We start from the raw sequence: 25,730 nt of genomic DNA on the forward strand, positions 1-25,730 counted from the left end.
CCCGATTGCCATGGCGACTATCAGCCAATTTGAACGCGCCGGAATAAAAGGCCTCAGCCTGGTCGGCGAGCTGAATATCTACAGCGCGGCCAAGCTCAGGCAGGAACTCTTGCAGGCCCTGGACCCGCACCAACAGCTGCTGATTGACCTGGCGGGCGTCGAGGACTTCGACAGCGCCGGCGTGCAACTGCTGCTGGTGCTGGAACGCGAAGCCGTGCGGCAGAACAAGGTCGTCAATTTTGTCCGTCACTCTGCGGTCGTGTGGGAAGTGCTGGAGCTGCTCAACCTGGTCGGCGAACTGGGGGATACGACGTCAGGCGCGTCCGATCAAGAGGAGGTCATCCAATGAATCTGGACAGCGCTCGTGGTGCGTTGGTGCAAGAGGGGCGCGAGCTGCTGGCCGCGATGGAAGAGGCGCTGCTGGCGATCGAGGACGAAGGTTATACCGAGGAACGGATCAACGCGATCTTCCGTGCCGCCCACACCATCAAGGGCTCCGCGGGCCTGTTCGGCCTGGAGTCGCTGGTCAGTTTCACCCATGTGGCCGAAAGCCTGCTCGACCAGGTGCGCACCGGCGAGCTGTTTGTCGAAGGGGCGATGCTCTCCTTGCTGCTGACGTGCGGTGACTACATCGCCAGCCTGCTCACGGCCGTGGAGGAGGGCACCGAGGCGCAGGAGCCGAATGCGGTGTTGCGCGCTCATTTGCTGACGCAACTGCAGGAGTACCTGGACCGCACGCACAGCGATCCGGGGGCGGAAGTCGAAGCGGTACCGGTCGATCAATCGTGCGGGCAAGAAGCGTCCGCCGATTCGGTGAACAGCGATTGCTGGCATCTGTCCCTGCGCCTGTCGGCCGATGTGTTGCGCAATGGCATGGACCCGCTGTCCTTCCTGCGCTACCTGGGCAAGCTGGGCCGTATCGTCAATTTGCAAACGGTGACCGATCAACTGCCCATTGGCGACAGCTTCGATGCCGAGAGCTGCTATCTGGGTTTTGAAGTGCAGTTCGAGTCGGACGCCGGCAAGCAGGACATCGAAGATGTGTTCGAGTTTGTCCGGGATGATTGCCAGCTCACGCTCCTGGCACCCCACAGCCGGGTCGAAGAATACCTGCGGCTGATCAAGGCGTTGCCCGAGTCGCCTCAGCGACTGGGCGAAATCCTGTTGCAAGTCGGTGCACTCACTCAGGCCGAGCTTGATCGAGTGCTGGAGCGCCAGCGCCTCGAAGTGGCACCGGCACCGCTTCTGGGGTCCCTGTTGCTGGAAGAGCAACTGGTGGCGCAACCGGTCATGACCGCTGCCCTGAACAAACAGAAAAGTGCCGAAGACAAGCGGGTTCACGAGCAGGTATTCATCAAGGTCGAAGTGGGCAAGCTGGACCAGTTGATCAATCTGGTGGGGGAACTGGTGATCGCCGGTGCCGCGACCAATCTGCACGCGCTGCGACGGGACATGGACATGCTCGAAGAAGCGGCCCAATCCATGTCGGTGCTGGTCGAGAGCATCCGCGATGCGTCGCTGAGCCTGCGCATGGTGGCGATCGGCGAAGTCTTCCAGCGCTTTCCCCGCGTGGTGCGTGACATCTCCAAGGAGTTGGGCAAGGACATCCAGTTGCTGGTGACCGGTGCCGACACCGAACTCGACAAGTCGATGGTCGAACGGCTGGCCGATCCACTGATGCACATTGTGCGCAATGCCATGGACCACGGCATCGAGACGGCGCAGGAACGCTTGAGCAACGGCAAGGTCGCCAGCGGATCGCTGCGCCTGAACGCCTACCATGAGTCCGGCAGTATCGTCATCGAGGTCAGCGACGACGGCCGTGGCCTGGATCGCCAACGCATTCTGAGCAAGGCGATGGAGCGTGGCCTGGTACAGCCGGACCAGCTGCTGAGCGACGCCGAAGTCTACCGGCTGATTTTCGAACCGGGTTTCTCCACCGCCGAGCAGGTCACCAATCTGTCCGGGCGCGGTGTCGGGATGGACGTGGTGCGTCGCAACATCGAGCTGCTGCGCGGCGAGGTGGAAGTGATCAGCGAATTCGGTCGAGGCACCACGGTGCGGATTCGCCTGCCGTTGACGCTGGCGATCATCGACGGGTTCCAGGTCCGGGTCGGCGAGGAGCACTTCGTTCTGCCGCTGGAGCAGGTGGTCGAGTGCGTCGATCTGCCTCCACAGGAGGGGCGTCATCACCTGATCAGTCTGCGCGGCGAACCCCTGCCATTTCTGCGCCTGCGCGAGTTGTTCAGCATTACCGGGGCGCGCAGTGCACGCGAAAGCCTGGTGGTGCTGCAGTACGGGTCGCATCGCGCGGGGCTGGTGGTGGATCAACTCGTTGGCGAGTTCCAGGCCGTCATCAAACCGCTGGGCATGCTGTTCCAGAAAAGCCGTGGCTTGAGTGGTTCGACCATCCTGGGGGACGGGCGTGTGGCCCTGATCCTGGATGTCGCCAATCTGCTTCAACGGGCCAACGCATTGTCAGTCGAAACACACGGGCGCCCCATGGAAGTTGCACCTGACGTCAATCGCAGTGTGATGAATTAATTTAAGTCGTCGGAGAGAAAATATGCAGTGGTTCGCGAATCTGAAGTTGGGTGCAAAGCTCATTTCGACGTTCCTGGTGGTCGCCCTGGTCGCCCTGATCATCGGTCTGGCCGCGGTTATCAATATCGGCAAAGTCAACGATCTGATGACGTCGATGTACAGCGATCGACTGGTGCCGATTCGCGATTTGAACAAAATGCAGGTCGAGCTGGTGCAGCATAACCGCCGGGCCTATGTCTCGGTGGTTCTCAATGATCCGGCCATGACAGCCTTCCAGATGACCGAGAACGCCAACTCGATGCGCAAGATCGAGGAGCTGCTGGCGGCCTATCGGCAGACCTATCTGGTGGATGCCGAAAAACGCCTGCTTGAGCAGTACGATCAGCAGATGCCCGCTTATCTGGCCTCGATCAGGGGCGTGAACGAGCTGATGCAGGCCGGGCAGATGACCGAAGCCGTGCAGCGTTTGCGCAATGAAACCAAACCCTTGTTCGAAGCCGTGCTCAAAACCGTATCCGGTCTGGTGGAGGTCAACAGCACCACGGCTGAAACGGTCAACAAGGAAGCGGACCAGATCGTGTCCGGCATCAACACCTTCATGATCAGTCTGATGATTGGCGGCTTCGTGTTGGCCCTGGCGCTGGGTCTGCTGATCACCCGCATGATCGTGCGTCAGGTCGGTGGCGAACCGGCCACGGCCATGGATGTGCTGCAGCGGGTATCCGGTGGTGACCTGACGGTTGAGGTGCAACTGCGCCAGGGCGACAACACCAGCATGCTCTACAGCCTGCAACTGATGGTGGTGCGCCTGCGGGCAATCATGAGCGATGTGCGCATGACGGCCGATTCCCTGGCCTCCGCCTCGGAGCAAGTGGCAGCGTCTTCCGAAGCCTTGAGCCAGAACGCCTCGGAGCAAGCGGCCAACGTCGAGGAAACCAGCGCGTCGGTCGAGCAGATCTCCGCCACCGTGGCGCAGAACACCGAGAACGCCAAAGTCACCGACAGCATGGCCAGTCAATCGGCCAAGGATGCCGTCGAAGGCGGCGAAGCGGTGGGGCAGATGGTCGGTGCGATGCGCCAGATTGCGCAGAAGATCAGCATCATCGACGACATCGCCTACCAGACCAACCTGCTGGCGCTCAATGCCGCCATCGAAGCGGCACGTGCCGGTGACCATGGCAAAGGTTTTGCGGTGGTGGCGGCCGAAGTGCGCAAACTGGCCGAGCGCAGCCAGGTGGCCGCGCAGGAGATCGGTGGCGTGGCCACCGACAGCGTCACCCTGGCCGAGCGGGCAGGGCAGTTGCTGGACCAGATGGTGCCGTCGATTCGCAAGACCGCCGATCTGGTGCAGGAAATTACCGCGGCCTCCCGCGAGCAGAACACCGGGCTTGAACAGATCAATCTGGCGGTCAGCCAGTTGGCGCAGACCACTCAAGTCAACGCCTCGGCCTCTGAAGAGTTGTCTTCTACGTCTGAGGAAATGAGCACCCAGGCTGTGCAATTGCAGGAGATGATCCAGTTCTTCCGCATTGGCGATGAAGCCCTGAAAAAGCCCAGCCACGTGTTGGCCCCGACGCGCAAGGCGCAACGGGCCGAGGTCATACCGATGCGACGTCCTTCCCAGGAAGAGATTGTCGATGAAGCAGCGTTCACCCGCTTCTAAGAGGTTCTCGCCATGCCTTCGTCAACACTGAATCAGGGCCGTGCACCGGCCCTGCCCGATACGCCGCTGACGCAACAGTTCCTCACCCTGACCCTGGGTGAAGAGCTGTACGCGCTGCCCATCGAACATATCCGCGAAATCATCGAGTTCGGTGGCCTGACAAAAATCCCGATGATGCCGGCCTTTCTGCGCGGGGTGATCAACCTGCGCGGAGCGGTGGTACCGGTGATCGATCTGTCGATTCGTTTCGGCCATGAGCGAACGGTCATCGGTCGCCGCACCTGCATCGTGATCGTCGAAGTCGTGCAGGACGACGAAGCCCAGATGCTGGGCATCATTGTCGATGCGGTCAACGAAGTACTGGCCGTCGATGCCAATCAACTGGATGCGCGGCCGGCCTTTGGCGCGCGTATCCGCGCAGACTTCATCGCCGGCATCCTCAGTCAGAACGAACGGTTCGTGATTGTGCTGGATATACGCCAGGTACTGTCGGTGGACGAAATCCGCGAATTGGTTGGCATGGCCTCGCTCGACAAATAGGAAGCAATTGATGGCAGTCGAAAGCGCGTGCAAAGCCCTGGTGTCGACCATCAGCGATCAGGAGTTCGTTCTGTTTCAGCAGTTTTTCCAGGAACAGATCGGCCTCCAGTTGACGGTGGTGAAAAAGCCGCTGTTGTGTGGCCGGCTTTCCAAGCGCTTGACTGCCCTGGGGCTGGACAATTACCGCGCCTACTACAACCTGCTGGTGTCCAAGGCCGGTGTGGAGGAGCGGGAGACGGCAATCGACCTGATCACTACCCATGAAACCTATTTCTTTCGTGAGCCCAAGCATTTCGACCTGCTGCAGAACAAAGTGATTCCGGCTCTTCATGCCAGCCCCGAGTTGCGGGTGTGGAGCGCCGCCAGTTCGACAGGGGAGGAGGCCTATACCCTGGCGATGATTCTCGACAGTTTTCGCTCACCCAAACCCTGGTCGATCACCGCTTCCGATATCAGCCGCCAGGTGCTGGTCAATGCCCGACGCGGGTTGTATCCGATGAGCCGCGGCGAGCGAATCCCGGCACCGTATCTCAAGCGTTATTGCCTGCGCGGAACCGGGCGTTACACCGGGTATTTTCTGGTCGAGGCGGCGTTGCGCGAGCGCGTCGAATTCATCACGGGCAACCTGACACAACAGGACAGTACGTTGGGGCAGTTCGATTTGATTTTGTTGCGCAACGTGCTGATTTATTTCGATCAGCCGACCAAGCTGCTGGTACTGCGCAATGTAGTGGAACGATTGAAGCCGGGGGGCTGGCTGATGGTCGGTCATTCCGAGTCCTTGCACGACTCGCGTTTGCCATTGGAACTGGTCACCCCCTCGGTTTATCGCAAGGTCTGTGCATGAGTGAAAAACTGTTCATCAAACCCGGTGGCTGGTTCTTTGGCGGTGGCCAATGCCAGGTGGAAACGGTACTGGGTTCCTGCGTCACCATCACCCTTTGGCACCCCGTGCAGAAGCTGGGCGGGCTGTGTCATTTCATGTTGCCGACGCGCCTGCGCGATTCCGTTCAGGCGCTGGACGGTCGATATGGCGAAGAAGCCGTGCTCTGGCTCAAAGGCCAGGCCTGGGCAAACGGTCTGGATATCCGTGACTGCGAAGCCAAGCTGTTCGGCGGCGCCCAGGCCCTGACCGGGACCAACGGGCATCATGGCGTGGGCCTGCGCAATATTCGTTTCGCCGAGGAGAGCCTGCGTGCCGAAGGTGTCTCGGTCGTGAGCTGCGACCTGGGCGGACAGGGGCATCGTTACCTGCGTTTCGATCTTTCCAATGGTGATGTCTGGGTGCGGCACGGGGCACCTCTGGCATTGCCTCGCAGTTGGGGGAAAAAGGCGCAATGAGTATCAAGGTCATGATCGTCGACGACTCTGCCGTGATGCGTCAGGTCATGCAGGAGTTATTGTCCGGTCACAAGGACATCGAGGTGATCGGCACGGCGATGGACCCGCTGCTGGCCTTGCAGAAGATGCAAGTCAATTGGCCGGATGTGATCTTGCTGGATGTGGAAATGCCGCGCATGGACGGCATCACCTTCCTGCGACAGATCATGGCCACTCGACCGACGCCGGTGGTGATCTGTTCGACGCTCACGGAAAAGGGCGCCGACGTGACGCTGCAGGCACTGGCTGCCGGGGCGGTGGAAGTCATCGCCAAACCGACGGCGGGCCTGCGCGATTTTCTGCGTCAGAGCGCCAATGAACTGGTCACGGCCATTCGCACCGCGGCTCAGTCGCGTCCGCGTCGAAGCCGGGCCGAGGCGGACAGCGTCAAGGCTGTGCCGGTAAAGCTGACGGCGGATGCATTGTTGCCGGCACCCGGCCACTTTCCGGGTTTGCGAACGACGCAGAAAATCGCCGTACTCGGCACTTCCACCGGCGGCACCCAGGCGCTGGAAGTCGTTCTGCGGGAGCTGGCAGTGACCTGTCCGGGTATTGCCATTGTCCAGCACATGCCCGAGCGGTTTACCCGCAGTTTCGCCGAGCGCCTGAATTCGCTGTGTGCCATCGAGGTGCGTGAAGCACGCGACGGCGACCGGATGTTGCCGGGCCTGGCGCTGATCGCGCCAGGTGGACGGCACATGCTGGTCCGGCGCAGCGGTGCGCAATATTACGTTGAAGTCAGGGACGGTCCGCTGGTCAGTCGGCATCGGCCTTCGGTGGATGTGTTGTTTCGCTCCGCCGCTCAACAGGCCGGCAGCAATGTGCTGGGCGTGATCATGACCGGCATGGGTGACGACGGCGCCCGGGGATTGAAAGAGATGTTCGACGCGAAGGCGCGTACTTATGCGCAGGACGAAGACAGCTGTGTCGTGTTTGGCATGCCCAAAGAAGCCATCAAATTGGGAGGGGCCGAGCAGACGGTAGCGCTCGATGCCATTGCTGCGTTGTTGATGGGTTGGCAGTGATAGACAAGAGGGATGGGTATGCAGTCGAGTATTACGCCAAAACGCATCCTGGTCGTTGACGACAGTCAGGTACAGCGCGAGTTTGCCGTGGACCTGTGTTCACGCCTGGGGGCCATGGAAATTCACCAGGCCGAAGACGGTCATCAGGCCATCGCCGCGCTGCGTGAAACACCGCACATCGATGTGGTGATTCTTGATCTGGAAATGCCCGGCATGGATGGCGTTCAGGTTTTGCACGAGATGGTCCGGCTCGGCATGGACCCGGCCGTGATCGTCGCCAGTGCACGCGAAAGCGTGCTGCTCACGGTCGTGGAAAGCATGGGCAAGAGCCTGGGCGTCAAGCTCCTGGGGGTCTTGCAGAAGCCGGTGAGTCTGAGCCAGCTGGCTTCGAGCCTTGGGCGATTCACCGCCGTCGTGCAACAGCGTGATGCGTTTCAGGCCCTGGCCGAGCAGGGCCCGGAGCTGACCGGACAAGAAGTGGCCGACGCGGTGCGCGAAGGACAATTCTGTGCCTATTTCCAGCCCAAGGTTTCGCTGCGTGATGGTCGTCTCAATGGCGTGGAGGCGTTGATTCGCTGGCAACACCCCAAGCACGGCTTGCTGCTTCCGGGGCACTTTCTCGATTTGGTCGAGCGAAGTGAAAACATGTCGGCGATCACCTTGCTGATTCTCGAGTATTCACTGCGTCATTGTCAGAAATGGCACGCCGCGGGTTTGCCGGTCAGCGTGGCGATCAACCTGTCGGCACGTTCGCTGGCCGATTCGGCATTGGCCGATGCCATCATCGAACGGGTGACCGCCAGTGGCATCGCGCCGCGCTACCTGATGCTGGAAATCACTGAAAGCGCCTTGATGACGGACCTGGCGATTACTCAAGGCACGCTTGCGCGTTTGCGCCTCAAGGGCTTTGGACTGTCGGTGGATGATTACGGCACCGGTTTTTCCTGCATGTTGCAGCTGTCGCGGGTTCCGTGCTCGGAGTTGAAGGTCGACCGCGCTTTTGTCAATGGCGCGAGCGAGAACGTCCATTTGCGCATTCTGCTGGAAAGCGCATTGGATATTGCCCGTCGCCTGGAGCTCAAGGTCGTCGCCGAGGGGGTGGAAACGCACAAGGACTGGACACTGCTGCGCGAGCTTGGGTGCGATGAAGCCCAAGGTTACTTCATTGCCAAACCCATGCCTGGCGAAGCGTTGTTGCTGTGGTGGAGTGCCAATGAACAGCGAATGCAAAAGCTGTTGAAACCCGGCGGCTTTTTCAGGCGTATTTTCGGCAACGATTGACGCGAGAGGGCAAGGGCTCGGCGAGCGACAGGTCTGGAAAAGCCGAACAGTAGGCTTGGCGAGGTGGGGGCGTCATCCTTGACGCTGTCGCAGCTTAGAGTGTATGTAATTGATTCTCAAGTGCTATCTGGCATGGCTTTGCCCCGCCGATAAAAGGCATCGCTTGCCAACAGATATTCTTTTGATATTATCCGCGCCATCGAATTTGCGGCACCTGAAGACTTCATTAGCCTGAAGCCATAAGCCAGAAAACTGGCAAAAAAAAGACCCGGCAAAAAGCCGGGTCAAAAACCGTGATTAGCCTGATGAGGAGATAGTCCAGGAGACCGACCTAAGGTCTCTTGGGCCATCACTGATCTCGCGACCAGTTGTTGCAATAATAATCATTCTCGTTTGCAAGTCAAATGATTTCGTGTGCGCGATTGGAAAATTCTTTCCAGTCCTCTATTTCCCCTGCGTTTCAAGCGCTGTGAGACCTTTCCAGCGATCGATCGACCATGGCCTTGGCCATATCAATCATGTGCACCGTTGAAAAAGCCAGGTCCCGGCTCGCCCCCTGAAGGTGATTGGCTGACTCGTGGGCCGTGGCGGCGGCGCAGCGCAGCAGGTCCGAGGCGTGAACCAACGCTTCCTCGCAACTGATATTGCGGTTCACATCAAAGAAACGCTCCTCGCCCCCTGGCTGCGGCTCCGTCGGTTTCAAGTAGTAATCGAGCGCGCGCTGGGCGGCGGCGCAACCCTTTGGCGAGGTCAGGGACGTGTCGATTTGCAGGTCTGGCAAGTCGTTGGCGGGTTGGGTCATGGTGATGGCGGGCTCCGTGAATGGTTCATATCCATGAGTTGATCCTAGTACGATTTGTATTTGTGACCATAATTTAAATACTACAATTTGTGTTTTGCTGGCGGGAGCCTGCCGCGTATCGTGCCGCACATGGATAAATGGATTGAATTGGTCAAGGCCAAGATGAGTGAACTCAAAATCACTCAAGAGATACTCGCCGACCGCCTGGGGATGTCCCAGGGCGGTGTCGGGCATTGGCTGAACAAACGCCGCGAACCCGGCATCGACAACATGAACCGGGTGTTGAAAGCGCTAGGCATGGATTTTCTTGAAGTGGTGCTCGTGATTCGCGAGCCTCAAGACTCGCAGGACGACGGGATCTCCCTGACGCAAAAGTACAATCCGTACTTTCGCTACCCGGTCAGCGACTGGCGGGAAACCAGTGAAGTGCGAGATGGCGAACAGGGGCAGTACCGTTTCGAACTGTCCGACTATCACGCCCAGGGTGCGGCGTTCTGGCTGACCGTCACGGGGGATGCGATGACCGCGCCCACCGGCCTCAGCATCGCCGAAGGCATGTTGATCCTGGTGGACCCGGACGTGCAGGCCCTGCCTGGCAAACTGGTCATTGCGCAATGGCCGGACAGCCACGAGGCGATTTTTCGCAAGCTGATCGAAGAGGGCGGGCAGCGTTACCTGGTCCCGCTCAATCCGACATATCCCAAAGCCCTGTATACCGACGAGTGCCGAATCATCGGCGTGGTGGTACAGGCGACCGCCAAATTCTGATCGGATCGGTCCTTGCTATGCGCAGGACCGATCTTCATTTCACGCTTCTTCCAGTTCCACCAGCGCACTGCCTTCGCTGACCATCTCGCCTTCCTGGCAATACAGCGCCTTGATCACACCGGCATGGGGCGCGCGAATGCTGTGCTCCATCTTCATCGCTTCCAGCACCACCAGTTGGGCCCCGGCCTCGACCGTTTGCCCGGCCTCCACCAGTACCCGCACGATGCTGCCGTTCATGGGCGCGCTCAGTCCACCGTGGTGACTGTGGCTGGCTTCAACGGCACTGATCGGGTCATAAGGCTCGATGCGGTGCAGTTCACCTTCCCATTGCAGGTACACAGAATCGCCCCGGCGAATGGCACGGTGCTGGCGGCGTACGCCGTCGTGCTCGGTCAGCAGTTGTTCGCCCACGAGCCGTGCGCTGCCGGTACCAGGGGCGCCCAGCGTTAACGCACGGTCCTGGTCCTCGCAGCTCAAATGCAGGGTGATTTCGCTCGGCAATCCGGCTCGCAACCCATTGCCATTGGCCCAGGGCGAACTCGGGTCATCGGCGCGCGGTGTGCGTGGCTGGCTTTGGGCGAACGCCTGGGCGGCAGCCTGCCAGAACCCATCGCCGAGCGCCGATGAAGGCGGCAGCAGTTGATCCTGATAGCGCGGGATGAATCCGGTATCCAGCTCGGCTGCAGCAAATGCCGGGTGCGCGATGATGCGGCGCAGGAAGTTGATGTTGGTCTTGAGGCCGCCGATGGCGAACTCGTCGAGCATGCCCAGCAACCGCAAGCGCGCCTGTTCACGGTCCTCGCCCCAGGCGATCAGCTTGCCGAGCATCGGGTCGTAGAACGGCGAAATCTCGTCGCCTTCCTCGACACCGCTGTCCACGCGGCGCCCGGCACCTGCAGCGGACTCGCGGTAAAGCTCCAGGCGTCCGGTGGCCGGCAGAAAATCATTGCCAGGATCTTCGGCATACAAACGCACTTCGATGGCATGGCCGTTCAACGGCACTTGTTCCTGAGTGATGGGCAAGGCCTCGCCGCGAGCGACGCGAATCTGCCAGGCCACCAGGTCGAGGCCGGTAATGGCTTCGGTCACCGGGTGTTCGACCTGCAGGCGGGTGTTCATCTCCATGAAGAAGAATTCGCCGCGTGCATCGAGCAAAAACTCCACGGTGCCGGCGCCGACGTAACCGATGGCCTGCGCCGAGCGTACGGCGGCTTCGCCCATGGCCCGGCGCAGTTCGGGGCTCAGGCCCGGTGCCGGTGCTTCTTCGACGACTTTCTGGTGCCGGCGCTGAATCGAGCAGTCACGTTCGTTGAGGTACAGGCAATTGCCGTGGCGATCGGCAAACACCTGGATTTCCACGTGACGGGGTTTGAGCAGATATTTCTCCACCAGCATCCGCGAGTCGCCGAACGAAGACAGGGCTTCACGCTGGGCCGAGGCCAGGGCCTCGGCCAACTGGCTGACGTCCTCGACCACTTTCATGCCTTTGCCGCCGCCACCGGCGGTGGCCTTGAGCAGTACCGGGTAGCCGATGCGTTCGCAGGCTTCGCGGAAGGTGTCGAGGTCTTGAGCTTCACCGTGATAGCCGGGAACCAGCGGCACGCCGGCCGTTTCCATCAAGGCCTTGGCCGCCGATTTGCTGCCCATGGCGTCAATGGCCGAGGCGGGCGGGCCGAGGAAAACCAGGCCGGCGGCCTCAATGGCCCGGGCGAAGCCTGCGTTCTCCGACAGAAAGCCATAGCCTGGGTGAATCGCCTGGGCACCGCTGGCCTTGGCGGCGGCGATCAGCTTATCGATTTGCAGATAGCTGTCGGCGGCCTTGCTGCCACCGAGGTTGACGCGGATATCGGCTTCGCGGCTGTGGCGGGCGTCACGGTCAGTGGCGCTGTGCACGGCCACGGTGGTCAGGCCCAGGGCCTTGGCGGTACGCATGACCCGGCAAGCGATTTCGCCGCGGTTTGCCACCAGCAGGGTAGTGAGGACGGGGGCGTTCATCAACGCGGCTCCTTGGTGGTGATTTCGGCTTGCCAGCTCGGTGGACGTTTTTGCAAAAAGGCGCGCAAGCCTTCCTGGCCTTCGGGGCTGACGCGGATGCGGGCGATGGCGTTCTCGGTATAGCGACGCAGCGCCGGGATCAGCGAGCCATCACCGACTTCGCGCAGCAAGTCCTTGGTGGCGCGCATGGCCGCCGGGCTATTGAGCAGCAAGTTGTCGATCCACTGCTCGATGCGTTTCTCCATCTCATCGGCCGGATAGCTTTCGGCCAGCAAGCCCAGCTCCCGGGCCCGTTGTCCGCCGAAGCGTTCGGCAGTCAAGGCATAACGGCGTGCCGCGCGCTCGCCCATGGCTTGCACGACGAACGGGCTGATCACCGCCGGCGCCAGGCCGATGCGCACTTCCGACAGGCAGAATTGCGCGTCGTCGGTGCCGATGGCCATGTCGCAGCAACTGATCAGACCCAGCGCTCCACCGAAAGCCGCGCCTTGCACCACTGCCAGGGTCGGCACTTTCAGTTTGGCCAGGTTGTACATCAACTCCGCCAGTTCCCGGGCGTCGTCGAGGTTGGTGTGGTAATCGAGTTCCGCGGATTGCTGCATCCACGCAAGATCGGCACCGGCACTGAAATGCTTGCCACGGCCGCGCACCAGCAGGAAGCGCAGGCTGGCATCGCTCGACACCTGGTCCAGGGCGAGGATCAGTTCGCGGATCATCTCGGCGTTGAACGCGTTGTTCTTTTCTTCCCGGCTGAGCCACAGGGTGGCAAAACCACGCGGGTCGCTCAGCAGTTCGAGGGTTTTGAATTCGCTCATGTTTGTCCGTCTCCACAGTTCTTTTGCGTAGGAGCGAGGCTTGCCCGCGAATGAGGCGCCACGGTGTAGCTTTTGCACCGCGTCATGCCGGTTCGCGGGCAAGCCTCGCTCCTACACAGGTGGGATCACATCCGGAACACGCCGAAGCGGCTCGGTTCGATGGGGGCATTCAGCGACGCCGACAAGGCCAGGCCCAGGACATCGCGGGTTTGCGCCGGGTCAATGACGCCGTCGTCCCACAAGCGGGCGCTGGAGTAGTAGGGGTGGCCCTGTTCCTCATACTGGTCGAGGATCGGTTGCTTGATCTCGGCTTCCTGCTCGGCACTGAAACCCTGGCCTGAGCGCTCGGCCTGCTCGCGCTTGACTTGCACCAATACACCAGCAGCCTGTTCGGCCCCCATCACGCCAATACGTGCATTCGGCCACATCCACAGCAGGCGCGGATCGTAGGCGCGACCGCACATGCCATAGTTGCCCGCGCCGAAACTGCCGCCGATGATCACGGTGAATTTCGGCACTTTGGCGCAGGCCACGGCGGTGACCAGTTTCGCGCCGTGCTTGGCGATGCCGCCGGCCTCGTATTTCTGGCCAACCATGAAGCCGGTGATGTTCTGCAGGAACAGCAGCGGTATGCCACGCTGGCAGGCCAGTTCGATAAAGTGCGCGCCTTTCTGCGCCGCTTCCGCGAAGAGAATGCCGTTGTTGGCGAGGATGGCGATCGGGTAACCGTGCAGGTGGGCAAAGCCGCAGACCAGGGTCGTGCCGAACAGGGCCTTGAACTCGTCGAACACCGAGCCGTCGACCAGTCGCGCAATGACTTCACGCACATCGAACGGTTGCTTGGCATCGGCTGGCACCACGCCGTACAGCTCGTCGCTGCTGTAGAGCGGTGCGATGGGCGTGCGTTGCTGCACTTCGCCAAGCTTGCTCCAGTTGAGGTTGGCCACGCTGCGGCGTGCCAGGGCCAGGGCGTGTTCGTCGCTTTCGGCGTAGTGGTCGGCGACCCCGGAAATCTTGCAGTGCACATCGGCTCCACCGAGGTCTTCGGCACTGACCACTTCACCGGTCGCGGCCTTGACCAGCGGCGGGCCGGCCAGAAAAATCGTCGCTTGCTCGCGGACCATGATGGCTTCGTCGGCCATTGCCGGCACGTAAGCGCCACCTGCGGTGCAGGAACCCATGACCACGGCGATCTGCGGAATGCCCATGGCGCTCATATTGGCCTGGTTGAAGAAGATCCGGCCGAAGTGTTCCCGGTCCGGAAACACTTCATCCTGGCGCGGCAGGTTGGCGCCACCGGAGTCCACCAGATAAATGCACGGCAGGCGGTTCTGCTGGGCGATGGTCTGGGCACGCAGGTGTTTTTTCACGGTCAGCGGGTAATAGGAGCCACCTTTTACCGTCGCATCATTGGCAACGATCATGCACTCGACGCCTTCCACGCGACCGATCCCGGCAATCACGCCAGCGGCCGGAACGTCCTCGCCGTAGACCTCATAGGCCGCCAGTTGGCTGATCTCCAGAAACGGTGAGCCCGGATCGAGCAGGCGGTTGATGCGTTCACGGGGCAGCAATTTGCCCCGCGAGGTGTGGCGCTCTTGTGCTTTCGGGCCGCCACCTTGCGCCACTTGCGCGAGCAGGGTGTGCAAGGCATCGACCTGTTTGAGCATCGCCGCGCTGTTGGCGGCGAATTCCGCTGAACGGGGATTGAGCTGGGTATGCAGGATAGCCATGGGCAGCTCCGTTTAGCGGGTTTCGTTGAACAGTTCGCGACCGATCAGCATGCGACGGATCTCGCTGGTGCCGGCGCCGATTTCGTACAGCTTGGCATCACGCAGCAGACGACCGGCCGGGAATTCGTTGATGTAGCCGTTGCCGCCCAGAATCTGGATGGCGTCGAGCGCCATTTGCGTGGCGCGCTCTGCGCTGTAGAGGATCACGCCGGCGGCGTCCTTGCGCGTGGTTTCGCCGCGCTCGCACGCCTGGGCCACGGCGTACAGGTAGGCGCGGCTGGCGTTGAGTTGGGTGTACATGTCGGCGACCTTGCCCTGGATCAGCTGGAATTCGCCGATGCTTTGGCCGAACTGCTTGCGGTCGTGGATGTATGGCACGACCAGGTCCATGCAAGCCTGCATGATGCCGGTCGGGCCGCCCGAGAGCACGACGCGTTCGTAATCGAGGCCGCTCATCAGGACTTTCACGCCACCATTGAGCACGCCGAGGATGTTTTCTTCCGGCACTTCGACGTCATCGAAAAACAGCTCGCAGGTGTTCGAACCGCGCATGCCGAGCTTGTCGAATTTGTTGCTGCGGCTGAAGCCTTTCCAGTCGCGTTCGACGATGAAGGCGGTGATGCCGTGAGGGCCCTTTTCCAGATCGGTCTTGGCGTAGATCACATAGGTGTTGGCGTCCGGACCGTTGGTGATCCAGGTCTTGCTGCCGTTGAGAACGTAGTGATCGCCGCGCTTGTCGGCGCGCAGTTTCATCGATACCACGTCGGAACCGGCGTTCGGTTCGCTCATGGCCAGGGCGCCGATGTGTTCGCCGCTGATCAGTTTTGGCAGGTATTTGGATTTCTGCTCGTGATTGCCGTTGCGGTTGATCTGGTTGACGCACAGGTTGGAGTGCGCGCCGTAGGACAGCGCCACCGAGGCCGAGCCACGGCTGATTTCTTCCATCACCACCACATGGGCCAGGTAGCCCAGGCCGGCGCCGCCGTATTCTTCCGGTACGGTGATGCCCAGTACGCCCATGTCGCCGAATTTGCGCCACAGGTCGGCGGGGAACAGGTTGTCGGAGTCGATCTGAGCGGCGCGGGGCGCGATCTCTTTGGCGACGAAGGACTGAACCTGATCGCGCAGCATGTCGATGGTTTCACCGAGGGCAAAATTCAGGGTTGGGTAGTTCATGGGTCACCTTTTGGCTTTTTTGTCGGGGGGGGAGGGCAGTGATTTGGCTCTCACCTTTACGTTAACGTAAGCCTGTGACGAATGGCTGTCAATCACCCTTTACGTTAACGTCAACTTAGGTGATTCTGTAGGAGCTGAGCTTGCTCGCGAAGGGCGTCAACGATAACGCGTGTTGTCTGGTTAAGCGCGGTGCCTTGACGTTCTTCGCGAGCATGCTCGCTCCTACAGAGAGCAATAGCCTTCGGCAACCCGTTAATAAAGACAATAGGGGTCGTTATGGATCAACCCACTGCAAGCCCGCAACGCAGTTACACCCGTGGTTCCCAGGACAAAGCCTTGCTGGCGATGACCATTGGTCAGGCGTTCGATAACACGGTAGCGCAATTCCCGAATGGCGAGGCGCTGGTGGTGCGCCATCAGCAGTTGCGTTACACCTGGCAGCAACTGGCGCAAACGGTGGACGTGCATGCCAGGGCGCTGCTGGCGCTGGGCCTGCAGGCGGGCGACCGTCTGGGCATTTGGGCGCCGAACTGTGCCCAGTGGTGCATCAGTCAGATCGCCAGCGCGAAGATCGGTGTGATTCTGGTCAACATCAACCCGGCCTACCGCAGTTCCGAACTCGAATACGTGCTCAAGCAATCCGGTTGCCAGTGGCTGGTTTGCGCCGGGGCGTTCAAGACATCCAACTATCACGCGATGATTCAGGGCCTTGTGCCTGAGCTGGCGGATCACGCTATCGGCCAGTTGCAAAGCGAGCGCCTGCCTGAGTTGCGGGGTGTCATCAGCCTGGATGCGCAGCCACCCGGCGGTTTCCTGCCGTGGTCGCAACTGACCGATCTGGCCGGCAGTGTGTCGGCCGGGCAATTGCGCGAGCGTCAGGACAGCCTGCATTTCGACCAGGCGGTGAACATTCAATACACCTCCGGCACGACCGGTTTTCCCAAGGGGGCGACCCTCAGTCACTACAACATTCTCAACAACGGCTACATGGTCGGTGAAAGCCTGGGTCTGAGTGCCGCCGATCGCCTGGTGATCCCGGTGCCGTTGTATCACTGCTTTGGCATGGTCATGGGCAACCTGGGCTGCATCACCCACGGCAGCACCATGATCTACCCCAACGATGCCTTCGATCCGCTGCTGACCCTGAACACCGTCGCCGAAGAAAAAGCCACTGCGCTCTACGGCGTTCCGACCATGTTCATCGCCATGCTCGATCAGCCCCAGCGCACCGGCTTCGACTTGTCGAGCCTGCGCACCGGAATCATGGCAGGGGCGACCTGCCCGATCGAGGTGATGCGTCGGGTCATCAACGAGATGCACATGAGCGAAGTGCAGATTGCCTACGGCATGACGGAAACCAGTCCGGTGTCATTGCAGACCGGTCCGTCGGACGACCTGGAGTTGCGTGTTACCACCGTCGGCCGCACCCAGCCGCAGCTCGAAAGCAAGATCATCGACGAGGCGGGCAACCTGGTGCCGCGCGGCACCATCGGTGAACTCTGCACGCGTGGTTATAGCGTGATGCTCGGCTACTGGAACAACCCGCAAGGCACCGCCGAAGCGATCGACCAGGCAGGCTGGATGCACACCGGTGACCTGGCCAGCATGAACGACGAGGGTTACGTGTGCATTGCCGGGCGTAACAAGGACATGATCATCCGTGGCGGCGAGAATATTTACCCGCGAGAGCTGGAAGAATTCTTCTTCACCCACCCGGCCGTGGCCGATGTGCAAGTAATTGGCGTTCCATGCTCGCGCTACGGCGAAGAGATCGTTGCCTGGATCAAGTTCCACCCTGGCCACAGTGCGACCGAGCAAGAGCTGCAAGCCTGGTGCAAGGAGCGCATCGCGCACTTCAAGACGCCGCGTTACTTCAAGTTCGTCGAGGAGTTCCCGATGACCGTGACGGGTAAAATCCAGAAATTCCGCATGCGCGAAATCAGCATCGAGGATTTGCGCAGTAAGCAGGGCTGACCTGATTTTGATCGTTCCCACGCTCTGCGTGGGAATGCCTCAACGGACGCTCTGCGTTCGGCCTTGGATTTTGGGCCGCGGAGCGTCCCGGGCTGCATTCCCACGCGGAGCGTGGGAACGATCATGCAGACAGCACAAAGGGGAGCCGAAGCTCCCCTTTAATTTTCGTCGCGCGTGCTCTTTTTTATTATTGAGGGTCGGTCTGTTTTTGTTTTTGGCAACCGTTGCCCTGTACCGCTGTTTTTGGCGATCCCCATCCGGGATCAAGAGCAAACGTATTTTTTTGAGCGCTGATCTGCTTTTTCGCTAAGCGATCCAACCAGTTCGGGAGCTACCTTGAGGTAATTTTATTGTTCTCTGCCCGGTTGCGGGTAACTTCGGAAAGCACCCTGAAAAGCACATCTTCTCCAAAAAAATCAGTTAGCTGCGTCTCTGCCGTGTTGTTCTTGTTATGTCAGAGTCGTTTCGTCTTATTTTTATTGGTTTGTCGCTTTTTATTCTTGTTATGCCATAGAGATAGCAGAAGCCATGCCAACTTTTTAAAATCCTTTAAAATCAACAACTTAGAATTTTGTAGGATTTTGCTCTCAGGAAAAACCTGACAATTTGTTTCCGTGTTACCCGTCAGAACCTCGGGATCCGGATGTCGCGGTAACACCCGGAAACACCTGCACACTCACTGTGCGCAACGAGCCTTGGCCACGCGCGAACCGGTCGGGCGCCCCAGCACGGAGCAAATTTGCTGGCCGGCCTGGATCAGGGCATCCAGATCGATTCCGGTTTCAATCCCCAGGCCATTGAGCAGGTAAACCACATCTTCGGTGGCTACGTTGCCGCTGGCGCCCTTGGCGTAAGGGCAGCCGCCAAGCCCGGCGATGGAACTGTCGAACACCGATATGCCTTCCAGCAGGCTGGCGTAGATGTTGGCCATGGCCTGACCATAGGTGTCGTGAAAATGTCCGGCCAGTTTTTCTCGCGGTACATCGGCTGAAACCACGTCGAACATCCTGCGGGTTGCACCGGCGGTACCGGTGCCGATGGTGTCGCCCAGGGAAACCTCATAGCAGCCCATGGCATAGAGTTCGCGCGCGACCAGGGCGACTTGTTCGGGGGCGACGTGACCTTCATAAGGGCAGCCCAGCACACAGGACACATACCCGCGCACGGTTACGCCGTTTTGCCTGGCCGCGTCCATGATCGGTACGAAGCGTTCCAGGCTCTCGCTGATCGAGCAATTGATATTGCGCTGGGAGAAGGCTTCGGACGCGGCCGCAAAGACTGCGACTTCCTTGACGCCGCTGGCCAGGGCGTCTTCAAAACCACGCAGGTTGGGGGCCAGGGCGCCATAGGTCACGCCCGGCTTGCGCTGGATTTGTGCGAAGACATCGGCCGAGCCCGCCATTTGCGGCACCCATTTGGGCGAAACGAAACTGCCGACCTCTATATAGCCCAGGCCCGCGGCCGTCAGAGCGTCAACCAATTGAACCTTGTCGGCGACACTGATGGGTTGAGCTTCGTTTTGCAGACCATCGCGAGGACCGACTTCGACCAGGCGTACGCGGGTTGGAAGAGACATGGGATTGCACCTGTGCTGGTTGAAGACCTGTAGGAGCGAGCATGCTCGCGATGCGGGGTGTCAGGCTGCCAGCGTTATCGTTGACGCCAATCGTCGGAACGCCGCCCGGAGCCTGCTCGCTCCTACAGGGGAGGGTATGTGGGTTATTGGACCGCTTGCTGATTTTTGAGGGTTTTCTCCAGCGCCTGCACGCAGCGTTCTTCAGCTGTATCGAGCTCCAGTTTCATCTGTTCGATATCCAGCAGCTGCTGTTCGAGCTGTTCGCGGCGTTCGCTGATTTTCGCCAGCATGCTGTGCAGTTGCTTGGTGTTGCCGCTGGAGGGATCGTAAAGCTCGATCAGCTCGCGGCATTCGGCCAGCGAAAAGCCAATGCGCTTGCCGCGCAGGATCAGCTTCAGGCTGACTTTGTCACGGGGTGAATAGATGCGTTCCTGGCCGCGTCGCTCGGGGCTGAGCAGGCCTTGCTCTTCATAGAAGCGAATGGCCCGCGTGGTGATGTCGAGTTCACGGGCGAGGTCGGAAATACTGTAGGTCTGGCTGCTCATGGAAGCGCTCGCAAAAGGTCATGCGCTAAGCTAATGGCAGGTTGACGTATACGTCAAGGGGCGGGTTATTCGGTGTCGATGCAGGCCTCTTCGCGGGCAAGCCTCGCTCCTACGGATGAACATCGATACCGTAGGAGCGAGGCTTGCCCGCGAAGAACGATAACAAGGTGCAATGACCTACACCTTCTCGAACTTCTTCTCATGCGCCGTCACCTGCTGGCACAGCTCGATCATCTGCTCGCGCATCCAGCGGTTGGCCGGGTCCTGGTCGGTGCTTTCGTGCCAGTAGAGGTGGGTTTCCACCGGCGGCACTTCATTGACCGGCAGACTGAAGGCATGCAAGTCGTTACGGCGAGCGAAGCGCTCCGGCACGGTCATGACCATGTCGGTCTGCTGCAACACCTGGGAGGCCATCAGATAATGCTGGGAGCGCAGGGCGATCTTGCGCTGGATGCCCATCTTGCCCAGGGACAGATCGACATAACCCAGGCCGCTGCGACGGCTGGAAATATGGATGTGGGTCAGGCCCAGGTAATCGTCGAGGGTGAATTTTTCCTTGCCCGCCAGTGGGTGGCCCTTGCGCATGGCGCAGACGTAACGGTCTTCCATCAACTTGACATGGCGCACCTGCGGGTCAGTGTTGAGGGGGGCGTCCACCGCAAAATCCAGGCGACCGGCCGCCAGTTCCTTGGTGGTTTCGCGGCGCTTGGACAGGAAGCTCTCGATGATCACCGTCGGCGCCAGGCGCCGCAGGCGCTGGAACAGCGGCGGCAGAATCACCGCTTCGGTGAGGTCGGTCATGCTGATGCGATAGGTCTTGACTGCCTGCAGCGGGTTGAAAATGCGGCTTTCCTGCACCGATATGCGCAGCAACGACAGCGCATTGCGCACCGGGCCAATGATGTTCTGCGCCATGGGCGTGGGCACCATGCCCTGGGCAGTACGCACGAACAACGGGTCGTTGAAGGTCTCGCGCAGGCGGGCCAGGGCGTTGGACACCGCCGGCTGGGTAATGCCGACGATCTGCCCGGCACGGGTCAGGTTGGCTTCGGTGTAGATCGCGTCGAAGACGATGAAAAGGTTGAGGTCGACCTTGCTCAGATTCATGCGCTGCACTCTTGTTTTAAGGGGCGTCTTGATCAGGCCCGGGGGGCCTTGGCAATCAGCCGATCATATATCGGTGATGAATGTTAATACACGCCGAGAATAGGCTAGGTAAATTTTCGTAGCTGTTCTAGCATCGAATGCATGATCTAAACAACCTCTCCCAAGAAGGTATCTTGCTCATGGATTTCGCTTATTCGCCCAAGGTTCAGGAACTTCGTGAGCGCGTGACTGCGTTCATGGACACCTACGTTTATCCCGCTGAAGCCGTGTTCGAGCGTCAGGTTGCCGAGGGCGATCGCTGGCAGCCGACGGCGATCATGGAAGAACTCAAACTCAAGGCCAAGGCCGAAGGCCTGTGGAATTTGTTTCTGCCTGAGTCCGAATACGGCGCCGGCCTGACCAACCTCGAATACGCGCCGCTGGCGGAAATCATGGGCCGTTCGCTGCTGGGACCGGAGCCGTTCAACTGCTCGGCGCCGGACACCGGCAACATGGAAGTGCTGGTGCGCTACGCCAATGAAGAACAGAAACAACGTTGGCTCGAACCGCTGCTGCGCGGCGAGATCCGCTCGGCCTTCGCGATGACCGAACCGGACGTGGCGTCGTCCGATGCCACCAACATGGCCGCCCGCGCGGTGCGCGATGGCGACGAGTGGGTGATCAACGGCAAGAAGTGGTGGACGTCAGGCGCCTGTGACCCGCGTTGCAAGATCTTGATTTTCATGGGACTGAGCAATCCCGACGCGCCGCGCCATGCCCAGCACTCGATGATTCTGGTCCCGGTCGACACCCCCGGCGTGAAAATCGTGCGTCCGCTGCCGGTGTTCGGTTATGACGATGCCCCTCACGGTCATGCCGAAGTCCTGTTCGAAAACGTGCGGGTGCCGTACGAAAACGTTCTGCTGGGTGAAGGACGCGGCTTCGAAATCGCTCAAGGTCGCCTCGGCCCGGGCCGGATTCACCATTGCATGCGTTCGATCGGCATGGCGGAACGTGCGCTGGAGCTGATGTGCAAGCGTTCAGTGAGCCGCACCGCATTCGGCAAGCCGCTGGCGCGCCTGGGTGGCAACGTCGACAAGATCGCCGACTCACGCATGGAAATCGACATGGCCCGCCTGCTGACGCTGAAAGCGGCGTACATGATGGACACCGTCGGTAACAAAGTGGCAAAAAGCGAAATCGCGCAGATCAAGGTGGTGGCGCCGAATGTGGCCCTGCGGGTGATCGACCGTGCCATCCAGATCCATGGCGGGGCAGGGGTCTCCAATGATTTCCCGTTGGCCTACATGTATGCAATGCAGCGAACCCTGCGTCTGGCCGACGGCCCGGACGAAGTGCACCGCGCGGCAATCGGCAAGTTCGAGATCGGCAAGTATGTGCCCAAGGAGTTGATGCGCAGCGGGCACTAAGACCGCGGCATCGTTTTTTGCGGGCAGCCACGATCCTGTAGGAGCGAGGCTTGCCCGCGAAGGCGTCAGTCAATTCGGCGTATCACCAAGAGATTCAATACACCCAAACCTCAACCCGCCTATTCTTGATCCGCCCCTCATCCGCGCTATTGGCAGCCACCGGCATTTCAGCGCCAAACCCGCGAACTTCACGAAGTACCACACCGTTTTTCACCAGTTCACGCCGTACGGCCATGGCCCGCAGCTTCGACAACAGATCGGCGCGCGCCGGGTCGCTCTTGGCATCGCCAAATCCCACCAGTGTCACTTGCCGGTCGGTTTTGTCGTGCTGCTTTATATAGTCGAGCACCCGCGACAGGTCTTGCCGGGCCTTGTTGTCGAGGCTGGCGCTGCCTTCTTCGAAGCGGAAGTTCACCGTCAATCGCTGGGCGTGACGGCTCAGTCCCTGGTAGCCCTCGGGCATCAATACATGTGGCGTCACGGTCATCGCCTGCACGGTCTGTGCAATGAAACCGTTGGCGGCAACGATGGCTTGACCCTGGCTGCTTTGAGCAAACGCCACCAGCGCCTTGGCCCAGGGATTCTTCCCGTTGGGCGGCAGGTAGAAAAACAGCCGCCGGGACAGCGGATAGTCTTCGGTGGCGATCAGGTTGTTGAGCGGGAGCATCGCCTGGGATTGACCGTCGGCGATCGCCACGGCCTTGGCCGAACGTACGTAGGGCAGGCCGATGAAGCCGATGCCTTGTGGGTCGAGGCTGACGGCATCGGACAGCTGTTCGCTGGACTCGAAGCGCTTCGCGCTACTGCCGAGGGTTTTCCCGTGTCCGTTGAGGACCAGATCCTTGAACGTGTCGTACGTGCCGGACTGATCATCGCGTGCATACAGATGAATCGTCCCGCCGCTGCCGCCCAGTTCTTCCCAGGTTTTGACTTCGCCGCTGAAAATGCGCGCCAGTTGCAGGGTGTCGAGTTGATTCAGCGGGTTTTGCGGGTGAAGGATGATCGCCAGGCCGTCGATGGCAATGACCTGCTCGGCATCGGCACTTTTAAGATCGCCCAGGAATTGAAGGTCGGAGAGTTCGCGGTCCTTGATCGCACGGGAAGACGCGGCGAGATCGGCGTTGCCTGATTGCAGCGCGCTGAAACCCGTGCTGGAACCGTGGGCCGACAGTGCCACCTCGACCCTTCGTCCCTGAGCGGATTCACCGACAATCCGCAGTTCATTGGCCGCGTCCGGCACTTCTCGATGCACCTTGAGCAGGCCCTGTTGGCGCAGCAACCCTTCGACGAGCGCCGGGCCCAGCGCCGCGCCGATGGTGTTGGACCCCTGGATGCGCAGCACCGGGCCCTTTTCGGGCGTCGGCAATCCGCCGGCCGAGGCCGCAAGCGGCAACCAGTTGCACACCATCAACAGGAACAACACGCGCAGCGTCATGCCGGCACCTTAAGGAGCTGAAAGAGGTGCCGGGAGATTAAGTCAGCAAGATGACTGAAAAATGACAATTGTGGGAGCGAGCCTGCTCGCGAAGGCGTAGTGTCAGTCGACGGCTATGTTGCCTGGCTCACGGAATCGCTAGCAGGCTCGCTCCCACGGGGAAATTGATTCAGCTCAATTCAAGCCAGATCGGTGCATGGTCCGACGGCTTTTCCATGCCGCGCAATTCGTAGTCCACGCCCGCATCCTTGACCCGCGGCAACAAGCCCTGTGACGCCAGGATCAGGTCGATGCGCAAGCCGCGCTTGGGCTCGTCCTCAAAGCCGTGGCTGCGATAGTCGAACCAGCTGAAGCGATCGGCCACGTCGGGGTTGAGGTGACGGAAGCTGTCCACCAGGCCCCAGTTTTTCAGGCGGGCCATCCATTCGCGTTCCTCCGGCAGGAAGCTGCATTTGCCGGTCTTGAGCCAGCGCTTCATGTTGTCCGGGCCGATGCCGATGTCGCAGTCCTCGGGGGAAATGTTCACATCGCCCATGACCACCAGTGGCTGGTCGTTCTTGAATTGGCTTTCCAGCAGTTGCTGCAGGTCGCTGTAGAAACGTTCCTTGGCCGGGAACTTGGTGGGGTGGTCGCGGCTTTCACCTTGTGGGAAGTAGCCGTTCATGATGGTCACCGGCGTGCCGTTGGCGTCGGCGAAAGTGCCCCAGATGAAGCGTCGCTGCGCGTCTTCTTCATCGGTGGTGAAGCCTTTGTGCAGCTCGATCGGCTCCTGGCGCGAGAGCAGGGCGACGCCGTAATGGCTTTTTTGCCCGTGAAAGTAGACGTGGTAACCCAGCGCCTTGATCTCATCGAGTGGAAACTGGTCGTCGTGAACCTTGGTTTCCTGCAGCCCGATCACGTCGGGCTGATGTTTTTCGATCAGCGCCGCCAACTGATGGGGACGTGCCCGCAGTCCGTTGATGTTGAAGGAGACAATCTTCATGGTCGGCAGTCCTGGCAAAAGGGCGATGCTAGCTGACATGTCGCCATGGGGCCAGTGTTGATAGTGTGCGCCTGTTCCCTGTAGGAGCGAGCAGGCTCGCGATGGACGACCAGACACCGCGGGGTGTCAGGGTGCCGACGTTATCGTTGACGTCCATCGCGAGTGAACTCGCTCCTACAGGGAGCAGGCTGCACGATCATGAGGAAACGAACGTGTTTCCACAGTAACGGAGTCTGGTCTATACCTTTGGGGGAACCGATAAGCGCGCAGCCCCGCAGCTGTGCCGGGGAGATCGACTGCCATGCCTGAAAACACCACCGCCATTGCCGACATTCATAGGCTGGACAGCGGTTATTCCCGCGAAGCCCGCTCACTGTTGTTTCAGGCTTACCGGCACGAGCCGACGTTCGCTTACCTGTTCGAGTCGGAGCGCCCCGGTTATGAGCAGAGAGTACGCGCGACGGTGCGTGAACTGGTCAATCAACACTTTCTGCAGGACTTGCCGGCCATCGGTCTGCTGGTCAACGACCGGTTGATCGGCATTGCCCTGATTGCACCGCCGCAACGCAGGCTCGGCATCACCGAAAGCTGGGCATGGCGTTTGCGCATGGTGCTCAGCACCGGTTTTCGCTGTACCCGCCGCTATCTGGAGTATCACGAGGCGGTGGCGGGATGTGCGCCGTCGGACGCCGTGCATGTCCTGCCCCTGCTGGGGATTCATCCGCAATTTCAGGGCAAGCACTTCGGCGAGCAGTTGCTGCAAGCGGTGCACAATTGGTGCGCGGTGGACGAAGGCTCTCAGGGCGTGATCCTGGACACCGGTGATACGCGCTATCTGGAGTTCTACAAGCGTCAAGGTTATGAAGAAATCGGTGAGGTGGCCGTAGGACCGATACGCGAGCACGTGTTTTTCCACCCCAACCCGCAGGTGGTGCAGAGCGCCATGGCCTGAATGTCGAACTTTCGGGGCGTGCCAGGCT

At 60.4% G+C, this 25,730-nt stretch carries 22 protein-coding genes; 12 read left to right on the plus strand and 10 right to left on the minus strand.

Going from position 1 to position 25,730, the window contains the following annotated elements; all coding sequences use genetic code 11:
- Positions 1-10 precede the first annotated feature (10 nt).
- The 8 genes from ACQKP2_RS11980 to ACQKP2_RS12015 are packed head-to-tail and all read left to right on the plus strand — an operon-like array spanning position 11 to position 8,433.
- Positions 11-349: an STAS domain-containing protein gene (locus ACQKP2_RS11980; RefSeq protein WP_427576602.1), complete on the plus strand. Its 339-nt coding sequence runs from the start codon at positions 11-13 to the stop codon at positions 347-349.
- The gene (locus ACQKP2_RS11985; protein ID WP_427576604.1) at positions 346-2,544 is read left to right on the plus strand and encodes a chemotaxis protein CheW; all 2,199 of its coding nucleotides are present in this window, start codon (positions 346-348) and stop codon (positions 2,542-2,544) included. Before ACQKP2_RS11980 ends, ACQKP2_RS11985 begins: the two co-directional genes overlap by 4 nt.
- A 22-nt stretch (positions 2,545-2,566) precedes the next feature.
- Complete coding sequence (locus ACQKP2_RS11990) at positions 2,567-4,207, plus strand: methyl-accepting chemotaxis protein (protein WP_427576605.1); 1,641 nt, start codon at positions 2,567-2,569, stop codon at positions 4,205-4,207.
- Positions 4,208-4,219: 12 nt separating this feature from the next.
- Positions 4,220-4,747 carry a chemotaxis protein CheW gene (locus ACQKP2_RS11995; protein WP_427576607.1) on the plus strand — a complete coding sequence of 176 codons (528 nt, stop codon included), beginning with the start codon at positions 4,220-4,222 and terminating at the stop codon, positions 4,745-4,747.
- Between the two features lie 10 nt (positions 4,748-4,757).
- Positions 4,758-5,594, plus strand: a complete 837-nt coding sequence (locus ACQKP2_RS12000) for a CheR family methyltransferase (protein ID WP_427576609.1) — start codon at positions 4,758-4,760, stop codon at positions 5,592-5,594.
- A complete protein-coding gene (locus tag ACQKP2_RS12005; RefSeq protein WP_427576611.1) occupies positions 5,591-6,088 on the plus strand; it encodes a chemotaxis protein CheD in 498 nt (165 codons plus the stop codon). The genes ACQKP2_RS12000 and ACQKP2_RS12005 overlap by 4 nt, the downstream gene beginning before the upstream one ends.
- Positions 6,085-7,152, plus strand: a complete 1,068-nt coding sequence (locus ACQKP2_RS12010; RefSeq protein ID WP_427576613.1) for a protein-glutamate methylesterase/protein-glutamine glutaminase — start codon at positions 6,085-6,087, stop codon at positions 7,150-7,152. Before ACQKP2_RS12005 ends, ACQKP2_RS12010 begins: the two co-directional genes overlap by 4 nt.
- A gap of 18 nt (positions 7,153-7,170) precedes the next feature.
- Entirely contained in the window at positions 7,171-8,433 is a 1,263-nt protein-coding gene (locus tag ACQKP2_RS12015) for an EAL domain-containing response regulator (protein ID WP_427576615.1), read from the plus strand.
- A 460-nt stretch (positions 8,434-8,893) separates the two neighbouring features.
- Here the strand turns inward: ACQKP2_RS12015 and ACQKP2_RS12020 are convergent, their stop codons facing one another.
- The gene (locus ACQKP2_RS12020) at positions 8,894-9,235 is read right to left on the minus strand and encodes a DUF6124 family protein (RefSeq protein WP_427576616.1); all 342 of its coding nucleotides are present in this window, start codon (positions 9,233-9,235) and stop codon (positions 8,894-8,896) included.
- Between the two features lie 129 nt (positions 9,236-9,364).
- Here ACQKP2_RS12020 and ACQKP2_RS12025 point away from each other — a divergent pair, with 129 nt between their 5' ends.
- On the plus strand, positions 9,365-10,003 hold the full coding sequence (locus ACQKP2_RS12025) for a LexA family protein (RefSeq protein WP_427576618.1): 639 nt from the start codon (positions 9,365-9,367) through the stop codon (positions 10,001-10,003).
- A gap of 39 nt (positions 10,004-10,042) precedes the next feature.
- On the opposite strand, the gene ACQKP2_RS12030 is transcribed toward ACQKP2_RS12025, so the two are convergent.
- The 4 genes from ACQKP2_RS12030 to ACQKP2_RS12045 all read right to left on the minus strand — a co-directional run bounded on the left by ACQKP2_RS12030 (position 10,043) and on the right by ACQKP2_RS12045 (position 15,722).
- Positions 10,043-11,998 (minus strand): acetyl/propionyl/methylcrotonyl-CoA carboxylase subunit alpha, encoded by a 1,956-nt coding sequence (locus ACQKP2_RS12030; RefSeq protein WP_427576620.1) that lies wholly within the window; start codon positions 11,996-11,998, stop codon positions 10,043-10,045.
- Positions 11,998-12,813, minus strand: a complete 816-nt coding sequence (locus ACQKP2_RS12035) for a gamma-carboxygeranoyl-CoA hydratase (protein WP_427576621.1) — start codon at positions 12,811-12,813, stop codon at positions 11,998-12,000. The genes ACQKP2_RS12030 and ACQKP2_RS12035 overlap by 1 nt, the downstream gene beginning before the upstream one ends.
- 125 nt (positions 12,814-12,938) lie before the next feature.
- On the minus strand, positions 12,939-14,546 hold the full coding sequence (locus tag ACQKP2_RS12040) for a carboxyl transferase domain-containing protein (RefSeq protein WP_427576622.1): 1,608 nt from the start codon (positions 14,544-14,546) through the stop codon (positions 12,939-12,941).
- A gap of 12 nt (positions 14,547-14,558) precedes the next feature.
- Positions 14,559-15,722: an isovaleryl-CoA dehydrogenase gene (locus ACQKP2_RS12045; RefSeq protein WP_427576624.1), complete on the minus strand. Its 1,164-nt coding sequence runs from the start codon at positions 15,720-15,722 to the stop codon at positions 14,559-14,561.
- A 276-nt stretch (positions 15,723-15,998) separates the two neighbouring features.
- On the opposite strand from ACQKP2_RS12045, the gene ACQKP2_RS12050 reads away from it, so the two are divergent.
- The gene (locus tag ACQKP2_RS12050) at positions 15,999-17,696 is read left to right on the plus strand and encodes an AMP-binding protein (protein WP_427576626.1); all 1,698 of its coding nucleotides are present in this window, start codon (positions 15,999-16,001) and stop codon (positions 17,694-17,696) included.
- Between the two features lie 676 nt (positions 17,697-18,372).
- On the opposite strand, the gene ACQKP2_RS12055 is transcribed toward ACQKP2_RS12050, so the two are convergent.
- The 3 genes from ACQKP2_RS12055 to ACQKP2_RS12065 form a co-directional block, all read right to left on the minus strand.
- Positions 18,373-19,272: a hydroxymethylglutaryl-CoA lyase gene (locus ACQKP2_RS12055; RefSeq protein ID WP_427576628.1), complete on the minus strand. Its 900-nt coding sequence runs from the start codon at positions 19,270-19,272 to the stop codon at positions 18,373-18,375.
- A 143-nt stretch (positions 19,273-19,415) separates the two neighbouring features.
- On the minus strand, positions 19,416-19,817 hold the full coding sequence (locus ACQKP2_RS12060) for a MerR family transcriptional regulator (RefSeq protein ID WP_427576630.1): 402 nt from the start codon (positions 19,815-19,817) through the stop codon (positions 19,416-19,418).
- A 177-nt stretch (positions 19,818-19,994) separates the two neighbouring features.
- Positions 19,995-20,924 carry a LysR family transcriptional regulator gene (locus ACQKP2_RS12065; protein ID WP_427576632.1) on the minus strand — a complete coding sequence of 310 codons (930 nt, stop codon included), beginning with the start codon at positions 20,922-20,924 and terminating at the stop codon, positions 19,995-19,997.
- A gap of 179 nt (positions 20,925-21,103) precedes the next feature.
- Between ACQKP2_RS12065 and ACQKP2_RS12070 the strand changes: the two genes are divergently transcribed.
- Entirely contained in the window at positions 21,104-22,333 is a 1,230-nt protein-coding gene (locus ACQKP2_RS12070) for an acyl-CoA dehydrogenase (RefSeq protein WP_427576633.1), read from the plus strand.
- A 94-nt stretch (positions 22,334-22,427) separates the two neighbouring features.
- Here the strand turns inward: ACQKP2_RS12070 and ACQKP2_RS12075 are convergent, their stop codons facing one another.
- Positions 22,428-23,768, minus strand: a complete 1,341-nt coding sequence (locus ACQKP2_RS12075; protein WP_427576635.1) for a substrate-binding domain-containing protein — start codon at positions 23,766-23,768, stop codon at positions 22,428-22,430.
- 169 nt (positions 23,769-23,937) lie between these two features.
- A complete protein-coding gene (xthA, locus tag ACQKP2_RS12080; protein WP_427576637.1) occupies positions 23,938-24,750 on the minus strand; it encodes an exodeoxyribonuclease III in 813 nt (270 codons plus the stop codon).
- Between the two features lie 301 nt (positions 24,751-25,051).
- Between xthA and ACQKP2_RS12085 the strand changes: the two genes are divergently transcribed.
- Entirely contained in the window at positions 25,052-25,702 is a 651-nt protein-coding gene (locus ACQKP2_RS12085) for a GNAT family N-acetyltransferase (RefSeq protein WP_427576639.1), read from the plus strand.
- Positions 25,703-25,730: the final 28 nt, after the last annotated feature.

The organism is Pseudomonas sp. NPDC089569, assembly GCF_050280625.1.
Classification (GTDB): Bacteria; Pseudomonadota; Gammaproteobacteria; order Pseudomonadales; family Pseudomonadaceae; genus Aquipseudomonas.